This window comes from Kurthia populi (genome assembly GCF_042686175.1).
GTDB classification, from domain to species: domain Bacteria; phylum Bacillota; class Bacilli; order Bacillales_A; family Planococcaceae; genus Kurthia; species Kurthia populi.
On the sequence record NZ_JBHUOR010000026.1, the window covers coordinates 1 to 20,229 of the forward strand.

A 20,229-nucleotide genomic window follows, 5' to 3' on the forward strand; every position below is an offset into this window, starting at 1 on the left:
GGCCCCCTGTTGATTTTGGTGTAGGAACTTTAATTATACAGGCTCATATTGAATGGGTCTTTTTTTATTTATTTTGAGTGGTGCACTTAATATTACAATTCGTCGCATAAAAAAAGAGATACCCTAGATAGGGTATCTCTTCTACGTAAAAATTAAAGTTTTACGATGTTAGCAGCTTGAGGACCGCGTTGGCCTTCTTCTACGTCGAATTCTACTTTTTGGCCTTCTTCTAAAGTTTTGAAACCTTCGCCTTGGATAGCTGAGAAGTGAGCGAATACGTCAGAACCGCCTTCAACTTCGATGAAGCCGAAACCTTTGTCTGCGTTAAACCATTTTACTGTACCTTGTGTCATTTAAATGACCTCCATTGTTTTAATATTAATAAGATCACAATTTTTCGAAAGAAAAAAATTCACATATTATAAAGAGTACCAACTAAACGTTACATGCCCTTTATAATAGGTAAATTAGCGTTTGAAAATATCTTATTGACTTAATTATAGAGGAATGAACGTTGTTTGTCTAGTAAAATATTGGTTATTGTAAAAAAATAGTTTAGTAGAAGAATAATTCTTCTACTAAACTATTAAGGTGTTAGGATTGTATTGATTGTAATAACGGTGCGATGTTTTTCTTTTTTAATACCTGTCACGACAAATTTTGTCCCACGTTTTAATAAATACTCTTCTTCATTTTCATAAGGAGAGAGCTTGTATACGGGTGCTCCGTAATTTCCAGCAGGTGTTTGGATACGAATCAGTGCATCATAACCAAAGCCGATTGTACCAGCTCTAACCAGTGAAGTCGAAAGATAGCCCTTATCAGAATAGCTAGCACCAATAGCGAGTTTGCCATTTTTTAAGCCATATTTAAAGTTTTTAAACTCTGTTCCACGCCAAACGGTAAAATCATACGGGCTTTTAAACTTTAGGAGCGCATGGTCAATCGCTTTAATGCGATTATCGATTTTAGGCGAGGTTGGCTGTAGACCGCGTAGGGTTCTGTTAATATCGACATAGCCACTGCGTGTATAATCTTTTAAAGATTTTCGTTGATTTGTTGTTAAGGTTTTATTCCATTTTTTTTCAAAACGATCAAAGCGATTGCGTTGTGCAGCTGGCATTGACTTTGTTTTATTTGAATATGTATATTTTTTCTCTTGTGTGACAAAGATGGTGCCTGTAGGCTGTGTTTTCTTCTTGATAATAATTTGTTTACCGCTGAGCTTTGGAATGTCTTTTTTGATTTCAACGACACGATTTGCTTTAAGCGTAAAAGAACGTAATACGTCTAGTGATTTTTTATCGACGACGTCTACAGAAATACTTTTATTTGTAACAGATAGTTTATTGTACGCTGTATTTTGTTGTTCTAGCGTTATTGTAGCATAGGCGGTCGTCTGTGGGATACATAGTGAGCAGATTGTAGCGAATGCGATGAGTTGTTTTTTCATTATTTTACCTACCAATTCATTAGAGTATAGATGTTGAATATGAAAAAAACGTATGTCATACGGCTTTTTCATATTATCCGTCAATGTGTTAATTTTATTATCCATGATAGTAGCCAGTTTTGCAATTGGCAGTTGCCACGTATTTCCAAGTGCTTTTACACGCAATTTAAACGCTATAATAGGGATCACCATTACAAACGGTGCTATATTTTTTACCGATAACGTCATTTTCACGTAAGCTTTTTACGATTTTTGCTTTTATACCAGTTGTCCATTGTTACGGGTATTTAAAACGAAGCTGATGCGTTTTTATATAATCGGATTTTGATAATACGTAATACATGACCAGCCATAGTGCTTACTTATAGGTTGGCCAATTTATTTGATCTCGCGCAATCGAGACGCCATCATAGACGTTTAATGCGGTATTTTCTTTGATTTTTCTTAGTACTTTATAGAAGTTTTAGAGGCATCAATATACAACAAGTGTTTTTTTGACAGTGACTGGCTCATAAATTGCTGCAGAGGAGTGGAATGGTACTATTGTGAACAAAGCAAATACAATAATAACTGAAAAGAAAATCGTCAATCTTTTTTTCTGCCATCACCTGCTTTCTATTAGTATGTATACCCCTATTTTTATGAGAATGAATGAAACGAATTAAGATTCATAAAATAAGTCTAGTTCTAAAGGGGATACCTATGTTTAAAGCGCTAAAAAAGTGGAAGAATAATAGTAGAATAACGATAAAGGAGTTTTTCAAATGAATCAACAAGTGATTGATGTATTAAACAAACAGGTTGCAGACTGGGGCATTTTATACGTGAAGTTGCATAACTTCCACTGGTACGTAAAAGGTAGTGACTTCTTTACATTGCATACAAAATTTGAAGAATTGTATACAGAGGCAGCAGCACATTTTGATGAGCTAGCAGAGCGTATTTTAGCGATTAAAGGTCATCCGGTTGCAACGATGAAAGAGTATCTGGAGCTATCAACAATTGCAGAAGGCACGTATGAAGAAGATTCGCGTGCAATGGTTGCAGCGATTGTCGATGATTTTGAAAAAATGCTAGAAGATTTAACGAAAGGGATGATGATTGCACAAGAAGCAGGCGATGAAATGACGTCAGATTTATTACTAGGCATTCATACCGAGCTTGAAAAACATGTCTGGATGTTAAAAGCATTTTTAGGATAATAAGACATGTTACGAGGAGAAATCATCTGATTGGGTGGTTTCTCTTTTTTTGTGATTTTTTTATTTTTAGAACTCGTTAGTCTATAAAAAAATAATACAAAAAGTAGTACAGTTAATGTTTTTTAGATTTCTGTTATATATCAAAGAATGAAATAATATTTTTTAATTCAGACAATTAATGAATTACGAATTGATTTATAACATCGACACACAGTAAATGATTACTCTGAAATATGGAAAGAATTTTCAAAAAACAAAAAGAAATCATGTAATAAACGACAAGAAAACGTTCACAAAGGGCTAAAAATAGCGTTATACATATATGTGTCACAAAGTCAAATTTTTATAGGTGAAAATAGTAGATTTTATATAAAAGCTCTTGTATGATGTAAGTAACAAGTAGGAACGTTACATCCGAGAGATGATAAAAAATAATACAGAAACTAAAAGGAGAGTACAACAGATGAATAACTCAATCCAACAATATGTAGACCAAATCGAGGGCCAATTATTAAACGACTTAACAACAAATGATGAAGCAAATCTTTATGACATTGCATCACATATGATCGAAGAGTCAGAAGTAGACATGATGGATATTTGCCAAGCATACGAAGTTGTAAAACATAACTTAATTGGATAATGAAACAGGAGGGCAATCACGCGACGGCGTGGTTGTCCTTTTTTTAATTGTACGGAAGTGTTCATTGCTTTCTTAAAATAATCGCAGTACGATTACGTGGAAGGGAGAGGAGTATGATGGTGATTCATTTAAAAGATATTTCATTAAGGAGAGAAGAAACACAAATTTTAAAAAATGTAAGCTGGGATGTAGAACCTGGGGAGCACTGGGCTGTATATGGTATGAATGGTGCTGGGAAAACGGCTTTACTAAATATGTTATGTGCCTATTATTTACCTTCTACAGGAGATGTCGAAGTTTGTGGTCATGTATTTGGAAAATCGGTGTTAGGCGATGAGCTGCGACGTAAAGTTGGCATTGTGTCTGCTGGGGTTCAGCAAATGCTACGCCAGGATGATAATACATTTGAAATTATTTTGAGTGGTGCCTTCGCATCGCTTGGCTTATATGAAAAAGTAACAGACGCTATGCGAGATCGTGCGGTCGGTATTTTGCATGATTTAAACGCCTATCATTTTGCAAATCAGCCATATGAAGTATTGTCACAGGGGGAGAAGCAACGCGCATTATTGGGGCGTGCGTTAATGGGAGAGCCGGAATTATTAATTTTAGATGAACCTGCGACGGGATTTGACTTTATTGCGCGCGAACAGCTACTCGATACGATTCAAACAATTGCAGAAAAAGACCACGGTCCATCGCTTGTTTATGTGACGCATCACGTAAATGAAATCTTACCGGTATTTACAAATATCTTATTATTAAAAGAGGGACGTGTTTTTGCGGCTGGAAAAACAACTGATTTATTAACGTCCGAAACGATGAGCGATTTTGTTGGAATGCCGGTTGAAATTACATGGCAAAATGAGCGACCAAATATGACGCGTAAATAATTTATTTTTATTTTTCTGAAAATTGTTGACATTCTAAAAACTTTTCACTATGATGTTATCAAGCTAATATATTACATGCAGAGAACGGAAGTAGTAAAAGTATCGTTTCTTTTTAGAGAGCTAATGGTTGGTGGAAATTAGCAAGAAACACTTTGAACTCGTCCGGGAGCAAATTATCTGAACTTATAGTAGGGTAAATCGGGTCATGACGTTATACATGGGACATTTTTGTTCATTAAGTGGAGCGATATATTACGGGCGCTCAAGCAGAGTGGTACCGCGAGTTAACACCTCGTCTCTAGCAATAGAGGCGAGGTGTTTTATTATCTAATTTGGAAGAGGAGTGTTGAAGTATGTCGAGAAAAATTTGGGTATTTGATACAACGTTACGTGATGGAGAGCAAGTGCCAGGTGCAAAATTAAACATCTATGAAAAATTAGAGGTGGCACAACAATTAAAGAAATTACAAGTTGATATTATCGAAGCGGGCTTCCCGGCATCTTCAGAGGGCGACTTCCAAGCAGTTAAGCAAATTGCGCAGCAAGTAGGTAGCTCAAGCAATATGATGATTACGGCACTAGCACGCGCAGTGAAAACAGATATTGATTCGGTATACAATGCCGTGAAATATGCAGAAAATCCAATGATTCATATGGTGCTAGGTACGTCAGATATTCATGTAGAAAAGAAATTTAGTAAATCGAAGGATCAAATCTTACAAATTGGTGTGGATGCGGTAAAATACGCAAAATCACTTATGCCACAAGTACAATATTCAACGGAGGATGCATCGCGTTCAGATTTTGAATACTTATGGAAGACAATTGAAGCAGTAATTGATGCGGGGGCAACGATGATTAATGTGCCGGATACAGTTGGTTGGGCGGTACCGGAGCAATTTGGTGACATGATTTATAAATTAAATGACCGTATTAAAAATGTAAATCCAGATGTGTTATTAAGTGTTCATTGCCATAACGATTTAGGGATGGCGACGGCGAATACGCTACAGGCTGTGAAAAATGGTGCTGATAAAGTAGAGTGTACAATCAATGGGATTGGCGAGCGCGCGGGCAATGCAGCGCTTGAAGAAGTAGTGATGGCATTATCAACTCGTGGCGATTACTTTGATGCTTTTACTTCTATTAATAAGAAGGAAATTATTAATACATCTAAAATTGTGTCGAGCTTAATGGGCTTAGATGTACAGGTGAATAAGGCAATTACAGGAGATAATGCATTTGCACATTCTTCAGGTATTCACCAAGATGGCTTATTAAAATCACGCGATGCGTATGAAATTATTCATCCGACAGAGGTGGGGCTAGATGATATGGAGCTTGTATTAACGGCACGCTCAGGTCGTCATGCAGTCCGCAATGCGATTTGTAATTTATCAATTGACATTAATGAGGAGCAATTTGAAGATGTTTTCGCAGATTTTTTAGAGTTAGCCGATGCGAAAAAAGAAGTGTATGATCATGATTTATTCATCTTAGTAGAGGATTATCTACGCCGTCATGATAAAATGGCGAATTTTGAAAAACACGCGGATGCTTTTTATGTGTTAGAAGATATTCAAGTAATTAGTAATCCGATTTTCCCGTCAGCGACAATTAAAGTGTCTAAAGGGAAGGAATCATTCCGAGCAAGCACAGTTGGTACAGGCCCAATCGATGCACTTTATACCGCATTAAAAGAAGTCATTGATGTGGATATGAATATTATGGAATATAAAATTTCGAGTGTGACACGCGGAAAAGAGGCACTCGGTAAAGTGAAAATTCAAGTGCAAAGCCATGATAAAACATATATCGCGAAAGCGACACATACCGATGTTATTCGTGCAAGTGCGGAAGCGTATATTAATGCCGCAAACAGTATTATTGTCGAACAGTTTGTGCCAACAGAAGTGTAAGAATAGAAGGAAGCGGGAATCGTGCGATAGCGCGGTTCCTTTTTTGTGAGCTGCTTATCATTAGTACTTTAAAACGGTGCTATTGTAAAATGAGGATAATAACTTCATGCTAGGAGGAAAATACGATGGATTTAGGTAAACGACTGGGAAAAGGGTTAGGAAATGTTGTCGATCGTACTGTGAAAACAGGAGTATCATTAGCAGGAAAAGGAATTCAGCGCACGCCATTAAAAGAGGCGGGGAAATGGGTCGAGGAAGTGGCACCGCTAGTTGGTCAGGCAACAGGGAATACGGTTAAGCTAGCTGGTACAGTTGTTGATGGCACGGTAACAGCAGGCGTTGGTCTTGTACGAAAAGATGAAGCTAATATCGACAAGGGTGTCGAGGATTTAAAAAAGGCAGGCGGTTATGTCGTTCGTGATGTGACAGGCACATTAAAAAATGTGACTGAAAATGGTGTTGAGGTACTAAAGGGTGTAGCGTATAGTGACCGTCGCCGTGCCACGGAAGGCATTAAAACACTAGGGAAAACAGTTGTAGCCGGCTCTGCTGGTACGAATTTTGAGAAGGACGAAAATGTGGTGGTGCAAGCGAGAAAACCTGCTTTTGTTGCACGTCAGGAGGATGCTTCATTCCCGCAATTCACGCCAATTTATGAAGTAAAGTTACCAGAAGAACTTATTAAAGCCTCTAATAAAAAACAAATAAATTATTGTAATCATGCATTGTCAAAAGCTATTCAAGAAGGTGAAGCGATTAGTGATAAGTTAGCGCTTAATGAACTGGATCGCATTAACTTGGAACATGGTATGACGCCTGAAAATTTTGTATGGCATCATTATGAAATTCCAGGTGTCATGCAGCTAGTCGATGAGGAAGAGCATAATCAAGTACCACATATGAGTGCGAAAGTAATGTGGGGCTAATTTAATAAATAGCGATAAAAGCACAATCTTACAGTGGAAAAGTCACTGGAGGTTGTGCTTTTTTATTTTTTGAGCTGATAAATACGCTGAATGAATCATTTAATGTGCTAGCATTTCTATGAGAAAAGTATGAAGGGTATCTCAAGGAGCAAATATGGATTTTTATAATAATGAATCCCAACCGAATACATACGGTTTAATGAAAAATTATACAAATGCAGGGCCGGAATCTGTACAGAATATCCCTTAGAATTCAAGGTAATTGTTTTTTTGTTCTTTCTCGAATGGTGATACTATTTACTTTTAATTGTTGATATATCAGCTTTTATGTAGTTTATTTTCTTTTTGATTAACGATTGAAAGACATGAAAGTATAAAAAGTAAAAAAATAAGTAAAATGTATGAATTTTCATTGCGCTTGTTGACCATCTATGAGAAACAGGACTATACTGAGTCCAAATCATAAGTGAAAATGATTCTCATTATCACGAAGAGGAGTGAGAAAATGTTAGAAGGGTTTACACTATGGCCAGAAGAACGTGCGGCATTTTACCGTCAACAAGGTTGCTGGGAAGGTTATAGCTTGGGGGAGATGCTACGCAGACAAGCGGTAAAACGCCCCCATACGATTGCGGTAACAGCGTATGGCCAATCTTATACATATGAACAACTGCTAGCGCGTAGTGAAAAACTAGCTGCAGGATTCCAACAGCTTGGAATCGAAAAAGAGGATCGTGTTGTAGTGCAGCTACCTAATACGATGGTCTATGTCGAAACAGTATTTGCGTTATTTTTACTAGGTGCATTGCCAGTATTTGCCCTACCATCGCATCGCTACAATGAAATTTCGTACTTCTGTCAATTTGCAGAAGCAAAAGCGTATATTGCACCAACTATCTATCAAGGTTTTGATTATGAACAACTTGCAAAGCAAGTTCAGCAAGTGGCACCGACTGTAGAACATATTATGTTAGCAGGAGATACAGACGAATTTACGTCGCTAAACACATTATATCGTGAGGAAGCCATGCAAGCTGTTGAAGTAACGGGTTCAGATGTGGCATTTTTACAATTGTCAGGTGGGACGACAGGCTTATCGAAACTTATTCCACGTACGCATGATGAATATATTTATACGTTAAAACGCAGCGTGGAAATTTGTGATGTCACAGCGGATACACGCTTTTTAGTAGTATTACCTGTAGCGCATAATTATCCGATGAGTTCTCCGGGGATTTTAGGGGTCTTTTATGCCGGCGGAACGGTTGTCATGTGTGATACACCGAGTGCAGATGAGGCCTTTCCCTTAATTGAACAGCAAAAAATTACGATGGTTGCGCTTGTGCCACCAGTTGTCATTCAATGGCTGTATGCGGCGAAATATCGACAGGAAAATTTATCTTCGCTTGAGGTCATGCTCGTTGGCGGAGCGAAATTAAGTGTTGAAGTTGCGAAAGAAGTGATGCCGACATTTGGCTGTACATTACAGCAAGTATTTGGCATGGCAGAAGGGCTTGTGAATTACACACGTCTTGATGATTCAGAGGAACGCATTATTTATACACAAGGAAAACCGCTATCAACGCTTGATGAAGTGAAGGTTGTCGATGAGGATGATCAGGAAGTGCCGGTAAATACAGAGGGCTTTTTATTAACGAGAGGGCCGTATACAATCCAGGGCTACTACAAAGCACCTGAGCACAATCAAAAATCCTTTACATCAGATGGCTTTTACCGTACAGGTGATTTAGTACGGGTCGATGAGGCTGGCTACATTACAGTAACGGGTCGTGATAAGGATCAGGTTAATCGTGGCGGTGAGAAAATTGCAGCAGAGGAAGTAGAAAATCATTTACTAGCACATGAGGCAGTGTTTGATGTCGCAGTCGTGGCGATGCCAGACCGCTTCTTAGGCGAAAAAATTTGTGCTTTCATCATTAAAAATAAAGAAGTAGACAAAAAAGAATTGCTGCAGTTTTTAGAAGCACGCGGACTCGCAACGTATAAAATTCCGGACCGTATTGAATGGCTGGATGCATTCCCTGAAACAGCGCTCGGAAAAGTGAGCAAAAAAGAATTACGATTACTAATCGAAGAAAAGGTAGGCGTGTAAATAATGACAAAAGAACAATTTTTAGCAGTAATGGATGATTTCGTAGATGGTGCAATTGGTGAGGTAGCGCTTGATGAATCATTACAGTATGTAGGTGTGGATTCAATGCGTATGATGATGGCGGTCGAAGCATTCCGTGCAAGCGGTAGTGATGTTACCTTTGTAGAGCTTGTGAGAAATCCAACGTTAGCTGCATGGATGGAACGTATTGTGAAGTAGGGAGGGATGACAATGGAACAATTAACTGCTGGACAACAGGCAATGTGGTTTGCATATCAACTAAATCCGACGCAAACCAATTTTATAACAGCTGAATATGTTGCATTTCATGGTGAGGTATCGCTTCAAAAATTACGTGAGGCGATTATGCTAACATTAACGCAGGCAGAAGCGCTACATCAAGTGTATCGCGTAGAGGGGAACCAAGTGTACCAAACATTATGCATAAAAGATGTTGACGTACCGGTCGTTGAACTAGCAAATGAGGCGCAGCAACAGCAATGGATGCAAGCGCATTTGCGACGTCCGTTGGCACTTGAAAAAGGACAGAGCTTTGAAACAGCGTTGCTTCAAAACGCACAAACAGGGCAAGTTGTATGGTTTTTCAAAGTGCATCATATCGCCATTGATGCCTATGCGTATCAATTGATTTATCAGGCGACAGTGAAACAATACAATGCGCTGATGGCGTCAGAAGCACCGTTAATGGATGTTTTTGATGCGTTTACGGCAGTCGTTGAAGAGGAGCAGCATTATACGGCAAGTGCGGATTATGAAGATGACCGCGCATTTTGGCAGCATTATGCACCTGTCGATGACACATTAGCGACGTTTTCAGTGAAGCAACCGACATTAACGGGAGACGTTATTCAAGCCGCAACGACGTTTTCTAAAGAAGTGGTCCAGCAGTGGAAAATAGCGGGCTTCGCTAAGCGCATTATGCCACAGCATTACTTTATGGCGGGTTTTGCCATTTTGGCGTATAAAGTCGTGCATAAAAAACAGATTGTGTTAAATACGCCACTCATGCAACGCGTTGGTTCAAAGGCGGCAAATGTTCCTTGTTTACATATGAATATGGTACCGCTTCATATTGATGTGACGCCAGTAGCGACGATTTATGAGCTCGCACAGCAAATTCAACAGCAAGAAGCCGTGATAAAACAGCATGGTCGCTTCCCATATGAGCAAATTCGTAGAGAAATTGCCTTACCGTTTGGAGAACGTCTATGTAGTGGACAATTAAACTTTATGCCATTTTATGAGACCTTGCCTTTTGTCGGTGCAGAGGCGACCACGCATAAATTATCCATTGGTGTAATTGATGACCTATCGTTTAATTTATTTGCGACAGCAGATGGCGGCCTGCGCTGTGAATTACTTGCGAACGCTGATTTATACGATGAAGCGGTTCTTGAAACATGGCTCGCGTATTTTGAACGTATTTTGACGGAAGCGGACCATCGTATTTACAAGGCATTACAGCAATCAGTAGCACCGGTCGAAGAAGCTGTACATCAAGTAGATATTGTGTCGATGATTGAGCAAAGCGTCAATAAGGCACCACAAGCACTTGCGATTAGTGGTAGCGAAAAGCTAACGTATGAGCAGCTTTGGCAACAAAGTAATCAAATGGCAAATTGGCTAGTAAGTGAAGGAATTCAGCCAAATGATTTTGTGGCGTTGTATGTAAAACGTGTACCTGAGCTCATTAGCTTTATGATTGCAATTCTGAAAATTCGCGCAACTTATATTCCGATGGACCCGATTTATCCGATGGACCGAATTGCGTATATGGTGCATGATGCGAACGCGCGCGTTATGCTTTGCGATCAACCGATTGATTTGGATGTACCACAACTATCGATTGCAATGCGCCCGTGGGAAGCGTTCCCAACACAGTGGAATGCGACAGAGCAAAGGCCGCATGATGCAGCCTATATGATTTATACGTCGGGCTCAACAGGGAAGCCGAAAGGGGTTGTCATTGAACGTCATAATCTTGCGAACTTTATGGTCGGTATGCAAGAACGTTTGCCGATGACCGCACAGGACCGCTTACTTGCAGTGACCACGAATGCTTTTGATATTTCAATGCTTGAATGCTTTTTACCATTAACAGTTGGTGCTGCTGTTGTGCTAAGTGATGCAGCAGATATTCATGACCCACAGCGTCTAGCACAGTTGATTCAAGCACATGATATTACATTTTTACAAGCTACACCAAGCCTATGGAAAACACTTGTACGCTTTGTGCCACAGGGTTTAGCAAATGTGACGGCACTTGTTGGTGGCGAGGCACTATCCGAGGCACTGGCAGCGCGTATGCTTGAGACGACAAAAGCGGTATACAACATGTATGGACCGACTGAAACAACGATTTGGTCGACGATGGCACAGATTACCGATGCTACGGATATTACATTAGGACAGCCCATTGCTCAAACGGCACTTTATATTTTAGATGAGGATTTACAGCCGGTACTTGATGGCAGTGAGGGGCATTTATACATTGCTGGTGAGGGTGTTGGGCGAGGTTATTACAAACGTCCGGCATTGACCGCAGAACGCTTTATTGCCAATCCGTTTACAGAGCAGTATGGTCGCATGTATCAAACAGGGGATTTAGTAAAACGTATAAATGGCAAGCTGTATTATATCGGACGTACAGATTTTCAGGTGAAGGTTCGTGGCTTCCGTATTGAGCTTTCTGAAATTGAAGCGGCACTTGTGAAGCTAGCTGGCGTAGAAGAGGCGCTTGTCATGGCGAAGCAATTTGCCGATGATACGCGTTTAATCGCCTATGTGATCGGTGTGGTAGATGAAAAGATGCTACAGCAAAAATTGGCGGCAATGCTACCAGACTATATGGTGCCGGAATATTGGTGCGCGGTTACAGCGTGGCCACTAACAGCGAATGGTAAGATTGACCGCAATGCGCTACCAATGCCGACCGTTGAAGCGGTAGTGGAAGAAGTACTGTATACACCACTTGAAGCGCAAGTGGCAGCCCTTTATAAAGAAGTGCTACAGGTGGCGACGGTATCACGTGATAGTCATTTCTTCCGTTTAGGTGGGCATTCTATTTTAGCGACAACGCTCATGATGCGAATTCGGGAGAAATGGCAAGTCGATTTAACGATTGCGACGATTTTTGAGCATCCGACGGTTTGTGCGCTTGCAGCTATTATTGACCAGGCAGATGGCGAAACGATTTGGCCGGAAATGACCGAGGTCCCAGCACAGCAAACGATAGCGCTAAGTGCAACGCAGCGCGGGATGTGGTTTATGCAGCAAACGAATCCATCCGCGACATATAATATTCCACTGCTTGTCGAGGGTGTATCGTATGATTTAGCGCGTGTGAAACAAGCATTAGCAATCGTACAGCAGCAGCATCCGATTTTACGCACAACGTATACAGTTATTGATGGTAGGCCAGTACAACAACTAGTAACACAAACGATTCCAGTAACGTTATCGACAACGATGAAACAAAGGGAAGACATCCATCCGATTTTTGATTTAGCACAGCAGGTGAGTGCAAAGGTCTTTGCATATGAAGATGCATTATTATTCCTCTTCCATCATATTGCGATTGATGGCTACGGGCTGTCGATTTTCTTAGATGATTTCGCCTATGCTTATGAACAGTTGGCACCGCGTACAGCGCCGATGTCTTACGGGGCTTATGTGGCGTGGCAGAAGCACTTGCTTACGCGTGATGTTACACAGCAGGGACTTGATTACTGGGGGCAACAGCTTGCGCATGTGCCAGATGAAATTACCCTACCTTATGAAGAAACAACGAGTGATGTGGCAGGGGCGCATGCCTACCATGAGTTATCAGCAACCTTAATGCAAAAGCTACAGCAGCTTGCGCAAACGCAAGGTGTGAGCTTGTATACGGTGCTCCAAACAGGCTTTAGTATGCTGCTAACGAAAATGGGCGCAGGGGATGATGTAACGATTGGCTCGCCAACGAATGGTCGCCCTGTCGAAGCATTGCAGCAAATGCTTGGTCTCATGATGAATACCGTTGTGTATCGTTATGAGTGGCGTGATAATCCGAGCTTTGCGGAAGCTTTACAGGCGACCCATCGCATGAACCAGCAGGCATATAAATATGACTTTGTACCATTTGACCAAGTAGTAGAACGTGTCAATCCACGTCGTACAGGGACGAAAAATCCGTTATTCCAAGTCATGCTAACGATGCAAAATAATCCAGCGCTGACACTGACATTAGAAGGACAGCAAGCGCATGTACGCCTGATTCAAACAGACACAGCGAAGGTTGAGCTGGCGCTTGAATTTGATTGGCGTGAAGAAGCATTAGCTGTTATCGCAGAATATGATGCGACGAAATTTACAGCACCAATTATCGAGGATTTACTGATGCGCTTTGAGCAAGTACTCGATGCGGTAAGTAGTGATGCACAGCTGACGCTTACCGCATTATCATTATTACTGCCGCATGAACAAACGACATTACTGACACAGGCGGTCACAGAGGCGAAGCATTATGCACCGGCAACGATTGTCGCGCGTTTTGAACAAATGGCCATCATCTATGCAGAACAAGTCGCTGTCACGTATGAAGGACAGACACTAACGTATCGTCAGTTAAATGAACGAGCGAATCAGCTCGCACGTCATTTGCAGGCACAGGGTGTTAAGCCACGTGATTATGTGGCGCTTATTATGGAGCGCGGTCTTGATATGCTTGTTGGACTTGTGGCGGTATTAAAAACAGGTGCGGCGTATGTGCCGATTGATCCGCACTATCCTACAGAGCGCATTCACTATATTTTAGAGAGCGCGAACCCACGCTTCATTGTCGTTGACGAACCGCGTGGCTACGGGGCAGAAATGGTAATGGCGACGTTGCCATTTGAAGCGTATGAAACGGATAATATCGAAGTGGCTATTACACCACAGCACCCAGCCTATGTCATTTATACGTCAGGCTCTACAGGAAAGCCAAAGGGTGTTGTCATTCCACATAATAATGTGATTCGTTTGCTCGATGCGACAGACGATTGGTATCACTTTAGTGCGGCGGATAGTTGGACATTCTTCCATTCGTACGCCTTTGACTTCTCGATTTGGGAAATTTGGGGTGCACTGCTAACGGGTGCGAAGCTTGTTGTCGTACCATTTGATGTCAGCCGTACTCCATCGGAATTCCATCGTCTATTAATTGATGAGCGTGTGACGGTATTAAATCAAACGCCATCTGCTTTTTATCAATTGATTGAAGCAGATCAAGCGACAGACGAAAAATTACAGCTACGAACCGTTATTTTTGGTGGTGAAGCACTTAGCTTTAATCGTTTGCGTAAATGGTATGCCAAATATAAAGAGGCGACAACACTTATTAATATGTATGGTATTACCGAAACGACGGTCCATGTATCGTATCAAGTATTGAGTGAAGAACTCGTAACGGAGCGCCAAGCAAGTCTAATTGGTGAGGCGATTCCGGACTTAGAAATTTATGTGCTAGATGCCATGCTACAGCCAGTGCCAGCAGGCGTTGTTGGTGAGATGTATGTCGCGGGTGATGGTCTTGCACATGGGTATCTAGGCCGCCCAGCACTGACAGCAGAGCGCTTTATTGCCAATCCATTTAAAACAGATGGCAGTAGAATGTATCGCACAGGAGACTTAGCGAAATGGACTGCTGATGGCAACTTGGCATATATTGGCCGCATTGATCATCAGGTGAAAATTCGAGGCTTCCGTATCGAATTGGAAGAAATTGAGCGTGCATTATTAGCCGTAGCGGGTGTACGTGAGGCAGTGGCTGTCGTGAAAAAATACAGCGAGGATGACGTACGAATTTTCGCTTATGTCATTGCAGATGATTGGCAGCAAGCAACCGCAACGAAGCAAATTTCAAGTGTATTACCAAGCTATATGATGCCAAATGCCTTTATTGAAATAACAGAAATGCCGCTGACACCTAATGGAAAGCTTGATACGAAGGCATTGCCAGAGCCGCAGTATGCTTCGACAAATGATGTTCCAACCAACCCAACAGAAGAAGTGATGCTCCAGCTGTTTAGAGATGTGTTAGGGAATCAGCAAATTGGTATTCATGATTCATTCTTTGAAGTTGGCGGGCATTCATTACTGGCGGTGCAATTAATGACTAGTGTGAAGCAAACATTTGATATGGATTTAACGATTGGGCATTTATTTGAGGCACCAACTGTTGCGAAGCTATGCCTTCATATGGAAGACCTTGATGAGAAAAGCTCGTTACAATCTTTATTACCACTGCGTAAAAATGAGGGCAACGACAATCTATTTTGTGTCCATCCAGCAGGCGGCTTAAGCTGGTGCTACGCAGGGCTTATGCAGCATTTACCACAGCAGCAAGCACTGTATGGCTTACAAGCAGTCGGCATTGCGGAAGCAGTTGCCTTACCTAAAACATTAATCGAGATGGCGGCAGGCTATATTACGGAAATGAAACGCGTGCAACCAGAAGGCCCGTATGAATTATTAGGCTGGTCACTTGGTGGCAATGTCGTGCAGGAGATGGCCGTACAGCTAGAGGCGAAAGGTGAGCAGGCGCATCTAATCGTATTAGATGCCTATCCGGTGCATCATAAAATGGGGGACCAGACACTTGAAGAAGAAGCAGTTGAAGCGTTACTAGCATTAGGTGGCTTGGACGTTGAACTGATCGAAGGTGAGCCGACGCTTGAAAATGTACTCGCATTATTGAAAAAAGAAGGTAGTGCACTTGCAAGCTTATCAATTGATACTCTACAGCGTTTACTAAAAACGTATATGAACTCGATTACGTTACTGCGTGCCCATGAGCCGCGTCGTAGTCAGGCATCGATGCTCTTTTACCAATCGACCATTTTACCAGAATGGTTTGAAGCGGTTGATCCGCGTATTTGGCAGGACTACATTGACAATATCGATATTTATAAAATTGCGTGTCGTCATAAAGATATGTGTCAGCCAGAACCGATTCGTGAAATTGGCGCGAAAATGGCCGATTATTTTACTAAAAAAGGAATGATTCATCATGTTTAATCCATTTGAACAACCAGAGGCAACGTTTATCGTATTGCAAAATCATGTGAAGCAGTATTCATTATGGCCAGCTTATATCGATATTCCAGCAGGATGGGCACAGCAATTTGGCCCAGCACAAAAAGAACGTTGTGAGGCGTATATTGAACAACACTGGCAGGATTTAAGCCCAGTAATTTAGGAGTGTGTGCCATGACAATCGTTTATACGAGCTCCATTTCACAGTGGACTGATTTGGACTTTGAATGGATGAAAAAGGAGCTACCAACAGCGCGTGTCGAAAAGGCAGCGAGCTTTTACCGACAAGAGGATGAGCGGACGTGCATTTTAGCCAGCTATATGATGGAGCATTTAATTGGCTTTTCAGAAATTGCGTACACAGCATACGGTAAGCCGTTTGCGAAGCATGGCACGGTACATTTTAATGTGGCGCATAGTAATGGCTTTGTTGTCGTTGCGCTGTCGGAGGAAGAAATCGGTGTTGATTGTGAATGGCGTGATACCGCGGTCATTGAGTCGATTATGCCACTTTTTCATGAGAAGGAGCAGCAGCGTATTTTATCCGGTAAATGCTCGTTTAGTGCTGTCTGGACTGCGAAGGAAGCGTACGGCAAAATGCTAGGTGTTGGTTTGAATTATGATTTAGCGGCGATGCATATTGAACGAAATCGCCTCTATTTTCATAACGAACGACAGCGTCCACATGTTTACCGGACCGTTTACGACACTTTTACGATTGCAGTTTGCACATACCGAAAAGAGCGTCCACAACTTGTAGATTTTAAAGGAAGTGTTTTATATGCAAATGGTTTCTGTTGAAGAAGTCATCGAGAAAAGTCGCGTCTCACGCGTACATCTAACCATTTTAGCATGGACGATGTTTTTATTTTTATTTGACGGCTATGATCTATCAGTATTAGGCGTCGTTATTCCAGTATTACATGAAGAGTGGGGCATTTCTGTTGCGACGCTGGGTATGGTCGCAAGCCTTACTCTTGTTGGAAGCTTAATTGGGGCATTTTTAGCCGGGGTGCTGGCTGATAAATTAGGACGCAAAAAGGTTTTAGTGTACTGTGTTGTGCTATTTAGCGTCTTTACGCTTTGCAATGCATTGGCCACATCGATTCCCTTTTTCGCGATTTGCCGCTTTATCGCCGGTATTGGACTTGGTGGTATTCCGCCTCTTGTTGTCGCATTAACGGCAGAGTACGCACCACGAAAAATGCGAAATCGCTTTGTCGGCATGATGTTTAGCGGCTATTCGCTAGGCGGTATTTTAGTCGCGCTGCTTGGCATGTATATGATGCCACATTTTGGCTGGCAGTCATTATTTATTGTCGGTGCATTGCCGCTTATTGTGCTACCGTGGATGATTAAATCCTTACCGGAATCCTTACCATTTCTAGCGCAAAGTGAGCCTGAGAAAATGCGTGCCATCGTTCAAAAAATGAATCCGGATTTCGCCCTTGAAGAAGATGTCCAGTGGCGCACTAAGCAGCCGCAAAAGAAGCAGCCGCTACGCGCATTATTTATGGCGGGTCGTGCACAAATCACCTTATCGTTTTGGGTGATTTGCTTTATGGGATTACTACTCGTATACGGCTTAAGCACATGGTTACCACAGCTCATGCGTGCACAGGGCTATGGCATTACATCAAGTATTAGCTTCCTATGCGCCTTAAATATGGGGGCAATTATCGGCTCAGTTATCGGGGGCTTAGTGGCGGACCGCTTCGGCAGTCGCATTGTGCAAACGACACTGTATAGCTTAGGTGCAGTTTGCTTAGTACTACTTATGTGTCATTTTTCGATGCCGGTGCTATACGTATTAGTCGCCATTAGCGGCGCGGCGTCGATTGGTGCACAAAATCTTAATAATGCTTGTAACGCAAGCTATTATGATGCGAGCTGTCGTGGTGCCGCATTAGGTGCTGCGCTATCGGTAGGACGCCTCGGTGCGATTGTTGGTCCCTTGATCGGCGGCTATTTATTAGCAGCGAATGTCGCAAATTATTGGAATTATTTATTGTTTGCGATTCCAGCATGTATCGCAGCAGTGATGTATCTCGTATTACCAAAACAGACGAAGGATGATGAGTAGTGGAACAGCAAGTAGCAGTAGTAGTAGGTGGCGCAAATGGGATTGGTCGTGCAGTTGTCGACCAATTACGCGCACAATATCAACAAATCGCAGTCATTGATTATGATGAAGAAAAATTACAGCAAATACCGGATGTCGAGAAATTCGTGGTCGACATTCGTGACGGCCAAGCAGTGAAGGCTGCCATTGATACAATCGAAGCGACAATCGGACAAATTACCGCACTTGTGCATGTGGCAGGGGTACTCGTTGTTGGCGATCTATGTGATTGTACAGAAGAGCAGTGGGATAAGCTATTTGATGTAAACGTCAAAGGGGTATTTCATGTGACGAAGCATGTCGCAGCTTATATGAAACAGCGTCAGCAAGGGAATATCGTAGTCGTTGGGTCGAACTCAGCCTCTCTACCGCGCTTAGATATTGGCGCATATGGTGCATCAAAGGCAGCAACAATTCGTTATTGCCAGGCACTAGGACTAGAATTAGCTCCTTATGGTATTCGCTGTAATGTTGTGTCACCAGGGTCAACATTTACGAATATGCAAACGTCAATGTGGCAAGATGAATCAGGTGCTGCCAATGTGATTCAAGGGAATTTAGCGCGCTATAAAGTTGGTATTCCGCTACAAAAAATTGCAGAGCCAGAAGATATCGCAAACGTCATTTTATTCTTACTATCATCAAAGGCAAATCATATTACGATGGGCAATGTCGTAGTCGACGGCGGCGCTACATTAGGAGTCTAGGAGGAAATTCGATGATTACAACGTATTCGCTACAGCAACAATTACAAAAGCTTTCAACAAAGCATGTATTTTTTAAAACACCGACAAAAACAATTGTAGGCACAGCTTGCAGCGCGGTCAATATACCTACATGTCATTCACTTGCTTCTGTGAATGAACAAATGATGAAGGCACTCCATGCGACGGACGATGATCAGGCGGTTATTGTCGGTGCCATTCCGTTTGATATTACGAAACAGCCGGCACTACAGCTTGCTTCTCATCCACAAATTGAAGCCAATGAAGCGTATGAAGATGAACGTGCAGCGAAGGCAATGTTTGACGCTACACGTGTGACATCGTATCCAAATCGCACAAAATTTGAAGCGATGGTAGATGCATCGGTGAAGCAAATTAAACAAGGTAGTATGACAAAGGTTGTGCTAGCGCGTACGCTTGAAATCGAGGCGCCAAGCGTGCCACATCGTGAGCTACTGCATTATTTAGCAACGCATAATGACAAAGGTTATACGTATTCGATTCCATTAGCAAATAATGAAACATTACTTGGCGCAAGTCCTGAGCTGCTTATTAAACGAGAGGGCAACCGCATTACTGCTAATCCAATCGCTGGCTCTAGAAAGCGTACATATGTGGAAGCGGTAGACGCGGCGAGTGCAGCTGAATTAATGCAATCTGCGAAGGATTTACATGAGCACCGAATCGTCGTTGAAATGGTAAAACAGGCACTAGGGCCGCATGTGAAAAATTTACATGTACCAGCCTCACCAAGTATTTTATATACCGATTCAATGATTCATTTATCAACGGTCGTAACAGCAGAGGTTGGCGAAGAGGCGCTGTCATCTCTTGAACTTGCTAATTTATTACACCCAACACCCGCTGTTTGTGGTCAACCTCGCGAAGCGGCATTTAGCGCCATTCAAAAAATCGAGCCATTTGACCGTGGTTATTTTGCCGGCATCGTCGGCTATATGGATGCAGCAGGGAACGGTGAATGGGTCGTGACGATTCGCTGCGGGAAAATCCATGCAACAGGGCTAACACTTTATGCAGGGGCGGGCATTGTTGAAACATCTGTGCCGGCTGAAGAAGCGTGTGAAACCGGTGCAAAATTCCAAACAATGCTCAATGCAATGCCTGAAGAGGTAACAACGAAGGGAGAGTTTTAATC

General features: G+C 42.0%; 15 protein-coding genes and 1 other annotated feature. Of the genes, 13 read left to right on the plus strand and 2 right to left on the minus strand.

The features are described from left to right. Nucleotides 1-152: 152 nt before the first annotated feature. A complete protein-coding gene (locus tag ACFSY7_RS05110) occupies nt 153-353 on the minus strand; it encodes a cold-shock protein (protein WP_020189763.1) in 201 nt (66 codons plus the stop codon). A gap of 233 nt (nt 354-586) precedes the next feature. Then, nucleotides 587-1,453 carry an ADP-ribosyltransferase gene (locus ACFSY7_RS05115; RefSeq protein ID WP_380147096.1) on the minus strand — a complete coding sequence of 289 codons (867 nt, stop codon included), beginning with the start codon at nt 1,451-1,453 and terminating at the stop codon, nt 587-589. Between the two features lie 764 nt (nt 1,454-2,217). On the opposite strand from ACFSY7_RS05115, the gene ACFSY7_RS05120 reads away from it, so the two are divergent. The 13 genes from ACFSY7_RS05120 to ACFSY7_RS05180 all read left to right on the plus strand — a co-directional run bounded on the left by ACFSY7_RS05120 (nt 2,218) and on the right by ACFSY7_RS05180 (nt 20,227). Next, complete coding sequence (locus ACFSY7_RS05120) at nt 2,218-2,655, plus strand: Dps family protein (RefSeq protein ID WP_126990557.1); 438 nt, start codon at nt 2,218-2,220, stop codon at nt 2,653-2,655. A 463-nt stretch (nt 2,656-3,118) separates the two neighbouring features. Next, nucleotides 3,119-3,298, plus strand: a complete 180-nt coding sequence (locus ACFSY7_RS05125) for a hypothetical protein (RefSeq protein ID WP_020189766.1) — start codon at nt 3,119-3,121, stop codon at nt 3,296-3,298. A gap of 116 nt (nt 3,299-3,414) precedes the next feature. After that, on the plus strand, nt 3,415-4,191 hold the full coding sequence (locus ACFSY7_RS05130; RefSeq protein ID WP_380147128.1) for an ABC transporter ATP-binding protein: 777 nt from the start codon (nt 3,415-3,417) through the stop codon (nt 4,189-4,191). Between the two features lie 71 nt (nt 4,192-4,262). After that, nucleotides 4,263-4,494: a binding site (T-box leader), on the plus strand. A gap of 50 nt (nt 4,495-4,544) precedes the next feature. Beyond that, nucleotides 4,545-6,110 carry a 2-isopropylmalate synthase gene (locus ACFSY7_RS05135; RefSeq protein ID WP_380147097.1) on the plus strand — a complete coding sequence of 522 codons (1,566 nt, stop codon included), beginning with the start codon at nt 4,545-4,547 and terminating at the stop codon, nt 6,108-6,110. A gap of 125 nt (nt 6,111-6,235) precedes the next feature. Continuing rightward, nucleotides 6,236-7,036, plus strand: a complete 801-nt coding sequence (locus ACFSY7_RS05140) for an HNH endonuclease (RefSeq protein ID WP_380147098.1) — start codon at nt 6,236-6,238, stop codon at nt 7,034-7,036. A 505-nt stretch (nt 7,037-7,541) separates the two neighbouring features. Next, nucleotides 7,542-9,149 carry a (2,3-dihydroxybenzoyl)adenylate synthase gene (locus tag ACFSY7_RS05145; RefSeq protein WP_380147099.1) on the plus strand — a complete coding sequence of 536 codons (1,608 nt, stop codon included), beginning with the start codon at nt 7,542-7,544 and terminating at the stop codon, nt 9,147-9,149. Between the two features lie 3 nt (nt 9,150-9,152). Beyond that, a complete protein-coding gene (locus ACFSY7_RS05150; RefSeq protein ID WP_126990553.1) occupies nt 9,153-9,368 on the plus strand; it encodes a phosphopantetheine-binding protein in 216 nt (71 codons plus the stop codon). Nucleotides 9,369-9,380: 12 nt separating this feature from the next. Continuing rightward, nucleotides 9,381-16,208, plus strand: coding sequence for an amino acid adenylation domain-containing protein (locus tag ACFSY7_RS05155; RefSeq protein WP_380147100.1), 6,828 nt, complete (start codon nt 9,381-9,383; stop codon nt 16,206-16,208). Beyond that, nucleotides 16,201-16,389, plus strand: a complete 189-nt coding sequence (locus ACFSY7_RS05160) for an MbtH family protein (protein ID WP_380147101.1) — start codon at nt 16,201-16,203, stop codon at nt 16,387-16,389. Before ACFSY7_RS05155 ends, ACFSY7_RS05160 begins: the two co-directional genes overlap by 8 nt. Nucleotides 16,390-16,400: 11 nt before the next feature. Further along, nucleotides 16,401-17,027 (plus strand): 4'-phosphopantetheinyl transferase family protein, encoded by a 627-nt coding sequence (locus ACFSY7_RS05165; RefSeq protein WP_380147102.1) that lies wholly within the window; start codon nt 16,401-16,403, stop codon nt 17,025-17,027. Next, nucleotides 17,008-18,309 carry an MFS transporter gene (locus ACFSY7_RS05170; protein ID WP_380147103.1) on the plus strand — a complete coding sequence of 434 codons (1,302 nt, stop codon included), beginning with the start codon at nt 17,008-17,010 and terminating at the stop codon, nt 18,307-18,309. Before ACFSY7_RS05165 ends, ACFSY7_RS05170 begins: the two co-directional genes overlap by 20 nt. Continuing rightward, nucleotides 18,309-19,055, plus strand: a complete 747-nt coding sequence (locus ACFSY7_RS05175) for a 2,3-dihydro-2,3-dihydroxybenzoate dehydrogenase (RefSeq protein WP_126990548.1) — start codon at nt 18,309-18,311, stop codon at nt 19,053-19,055. The genes ACFSY7_RS05170 and ACFSY7_RS05175 overlap by 1 nt, the downstream gene beginning before the upstream one ends. Nucleotides 19,056-19,066: 11 nt before the next feature. Then, nucleotides 19,067-20,227 carry an isochorismate synthase gene (locus ACFSY7_RS05180; protein WP_380147104.1) on the plus strand — a complete coding sequence of 387 codons (1,161 nt, stop codon included), beginning with the start codon at nt 19,067-19,069 and terminating at the stop codon, nt 20,225-20,227. Nucleotides 20,228-20,229 lie beyond the last annotated feature (2 nt).

Coding starts and splice junctions, on each gene's coding strand:
- ACFSY7_RS05150 (WP_126990553.1), top strand. CDS start 9,153: ATGACAAAAGAACAATTTTTAGCAGTAATGGATGATTTCGTAGATGGT.
- ACFSY7_RS05115 (WP_380147096.1), bottom strand. CDS start 1,453: ATGAAAAAACAACTCATCGCATTCGCTACAATCTGCTCACTATGTATC.
- ACFSY7_RS05160 (WP_380147101.1), top strand. CDS start 16,201: ATGTTTAATCCATTTGAACAACCAGAGGCAACGTTTATCGTATTGCAA.
- ACFSY7_RS05125 (WP_020189766.1), top strand. CDS start 3,119: ATGAATAACTCAATCCAACAATATGTAGACCAAATCGAGGGCCAATTA.
- ACFSY7_RS05140 (WP_380147098.1), top strand. CDS start 6,236: ATGGATTTAGGTAAACGACTGGGAAAAGGGTTAGGAAATGTTGTCGAT.
- ACFSY7_RS05165 (WP_380147102.1), top strand. CDS start 16,401: ATGACAATCGTTTATACGAGCTCCATTTCACAGTGGACTGATTTGGAC.
- ACFSY7_RS05135 (WP_380147097.1), top strand. CDS start 4,545: ATGTCGAGAAAAATTTGGGTATTTGATACAACGTTACGTGATGGAGAG.
- ACFSY7_RS05130 (WP_380147128.1), top strand. CDS start 3,415: ATGGTGATTCATTTAAAAGATATTTCATTAAGGAGAGAAGAAACACAA.
- ACFSY7_RS05180 (WP_380147104.1), top strand. CDS start 19,067: ATGATTACAACGTATTCGCTACAGCAACAATTACAAAAGCTTTCAACA.
- ACFSY7_RS05120 (WP_126990557.1), top strand. CDS start 2,218: ATGAATCAACAAGTGATTGATGTATTAAACAAACAGGTTGCAGACTGG.
- ACFSY7_RS05155 (WP_380147100.1), top strand. CDS start 9,381: ATGGAACAATTAACTGCTGGACAACAGGCAATGTGGTTTGCATATCAA.
- ACFSY7_RS05110 (WP_020189763.1), bottom strand. CDS start 353: ATGACACAAGGTACAGTAAAATGGTTTAACGCAGACAAAGGTTTCGGC.
- ACFSY7_RS05170 (WP_380147103.1), top strand. CDS start 17,008: ATGCAAATGGTTTCTGTTGAAGAAGTCATCGAGAAAAGTCGCGTCTCA.
- ACFSY7_RS05145 (WP_380147099.1), top strand. CDS start 7,542: ATGTTAGAAGGGTTTACACTATGGCCAGAAGAACGTGCGGCATTTTAC.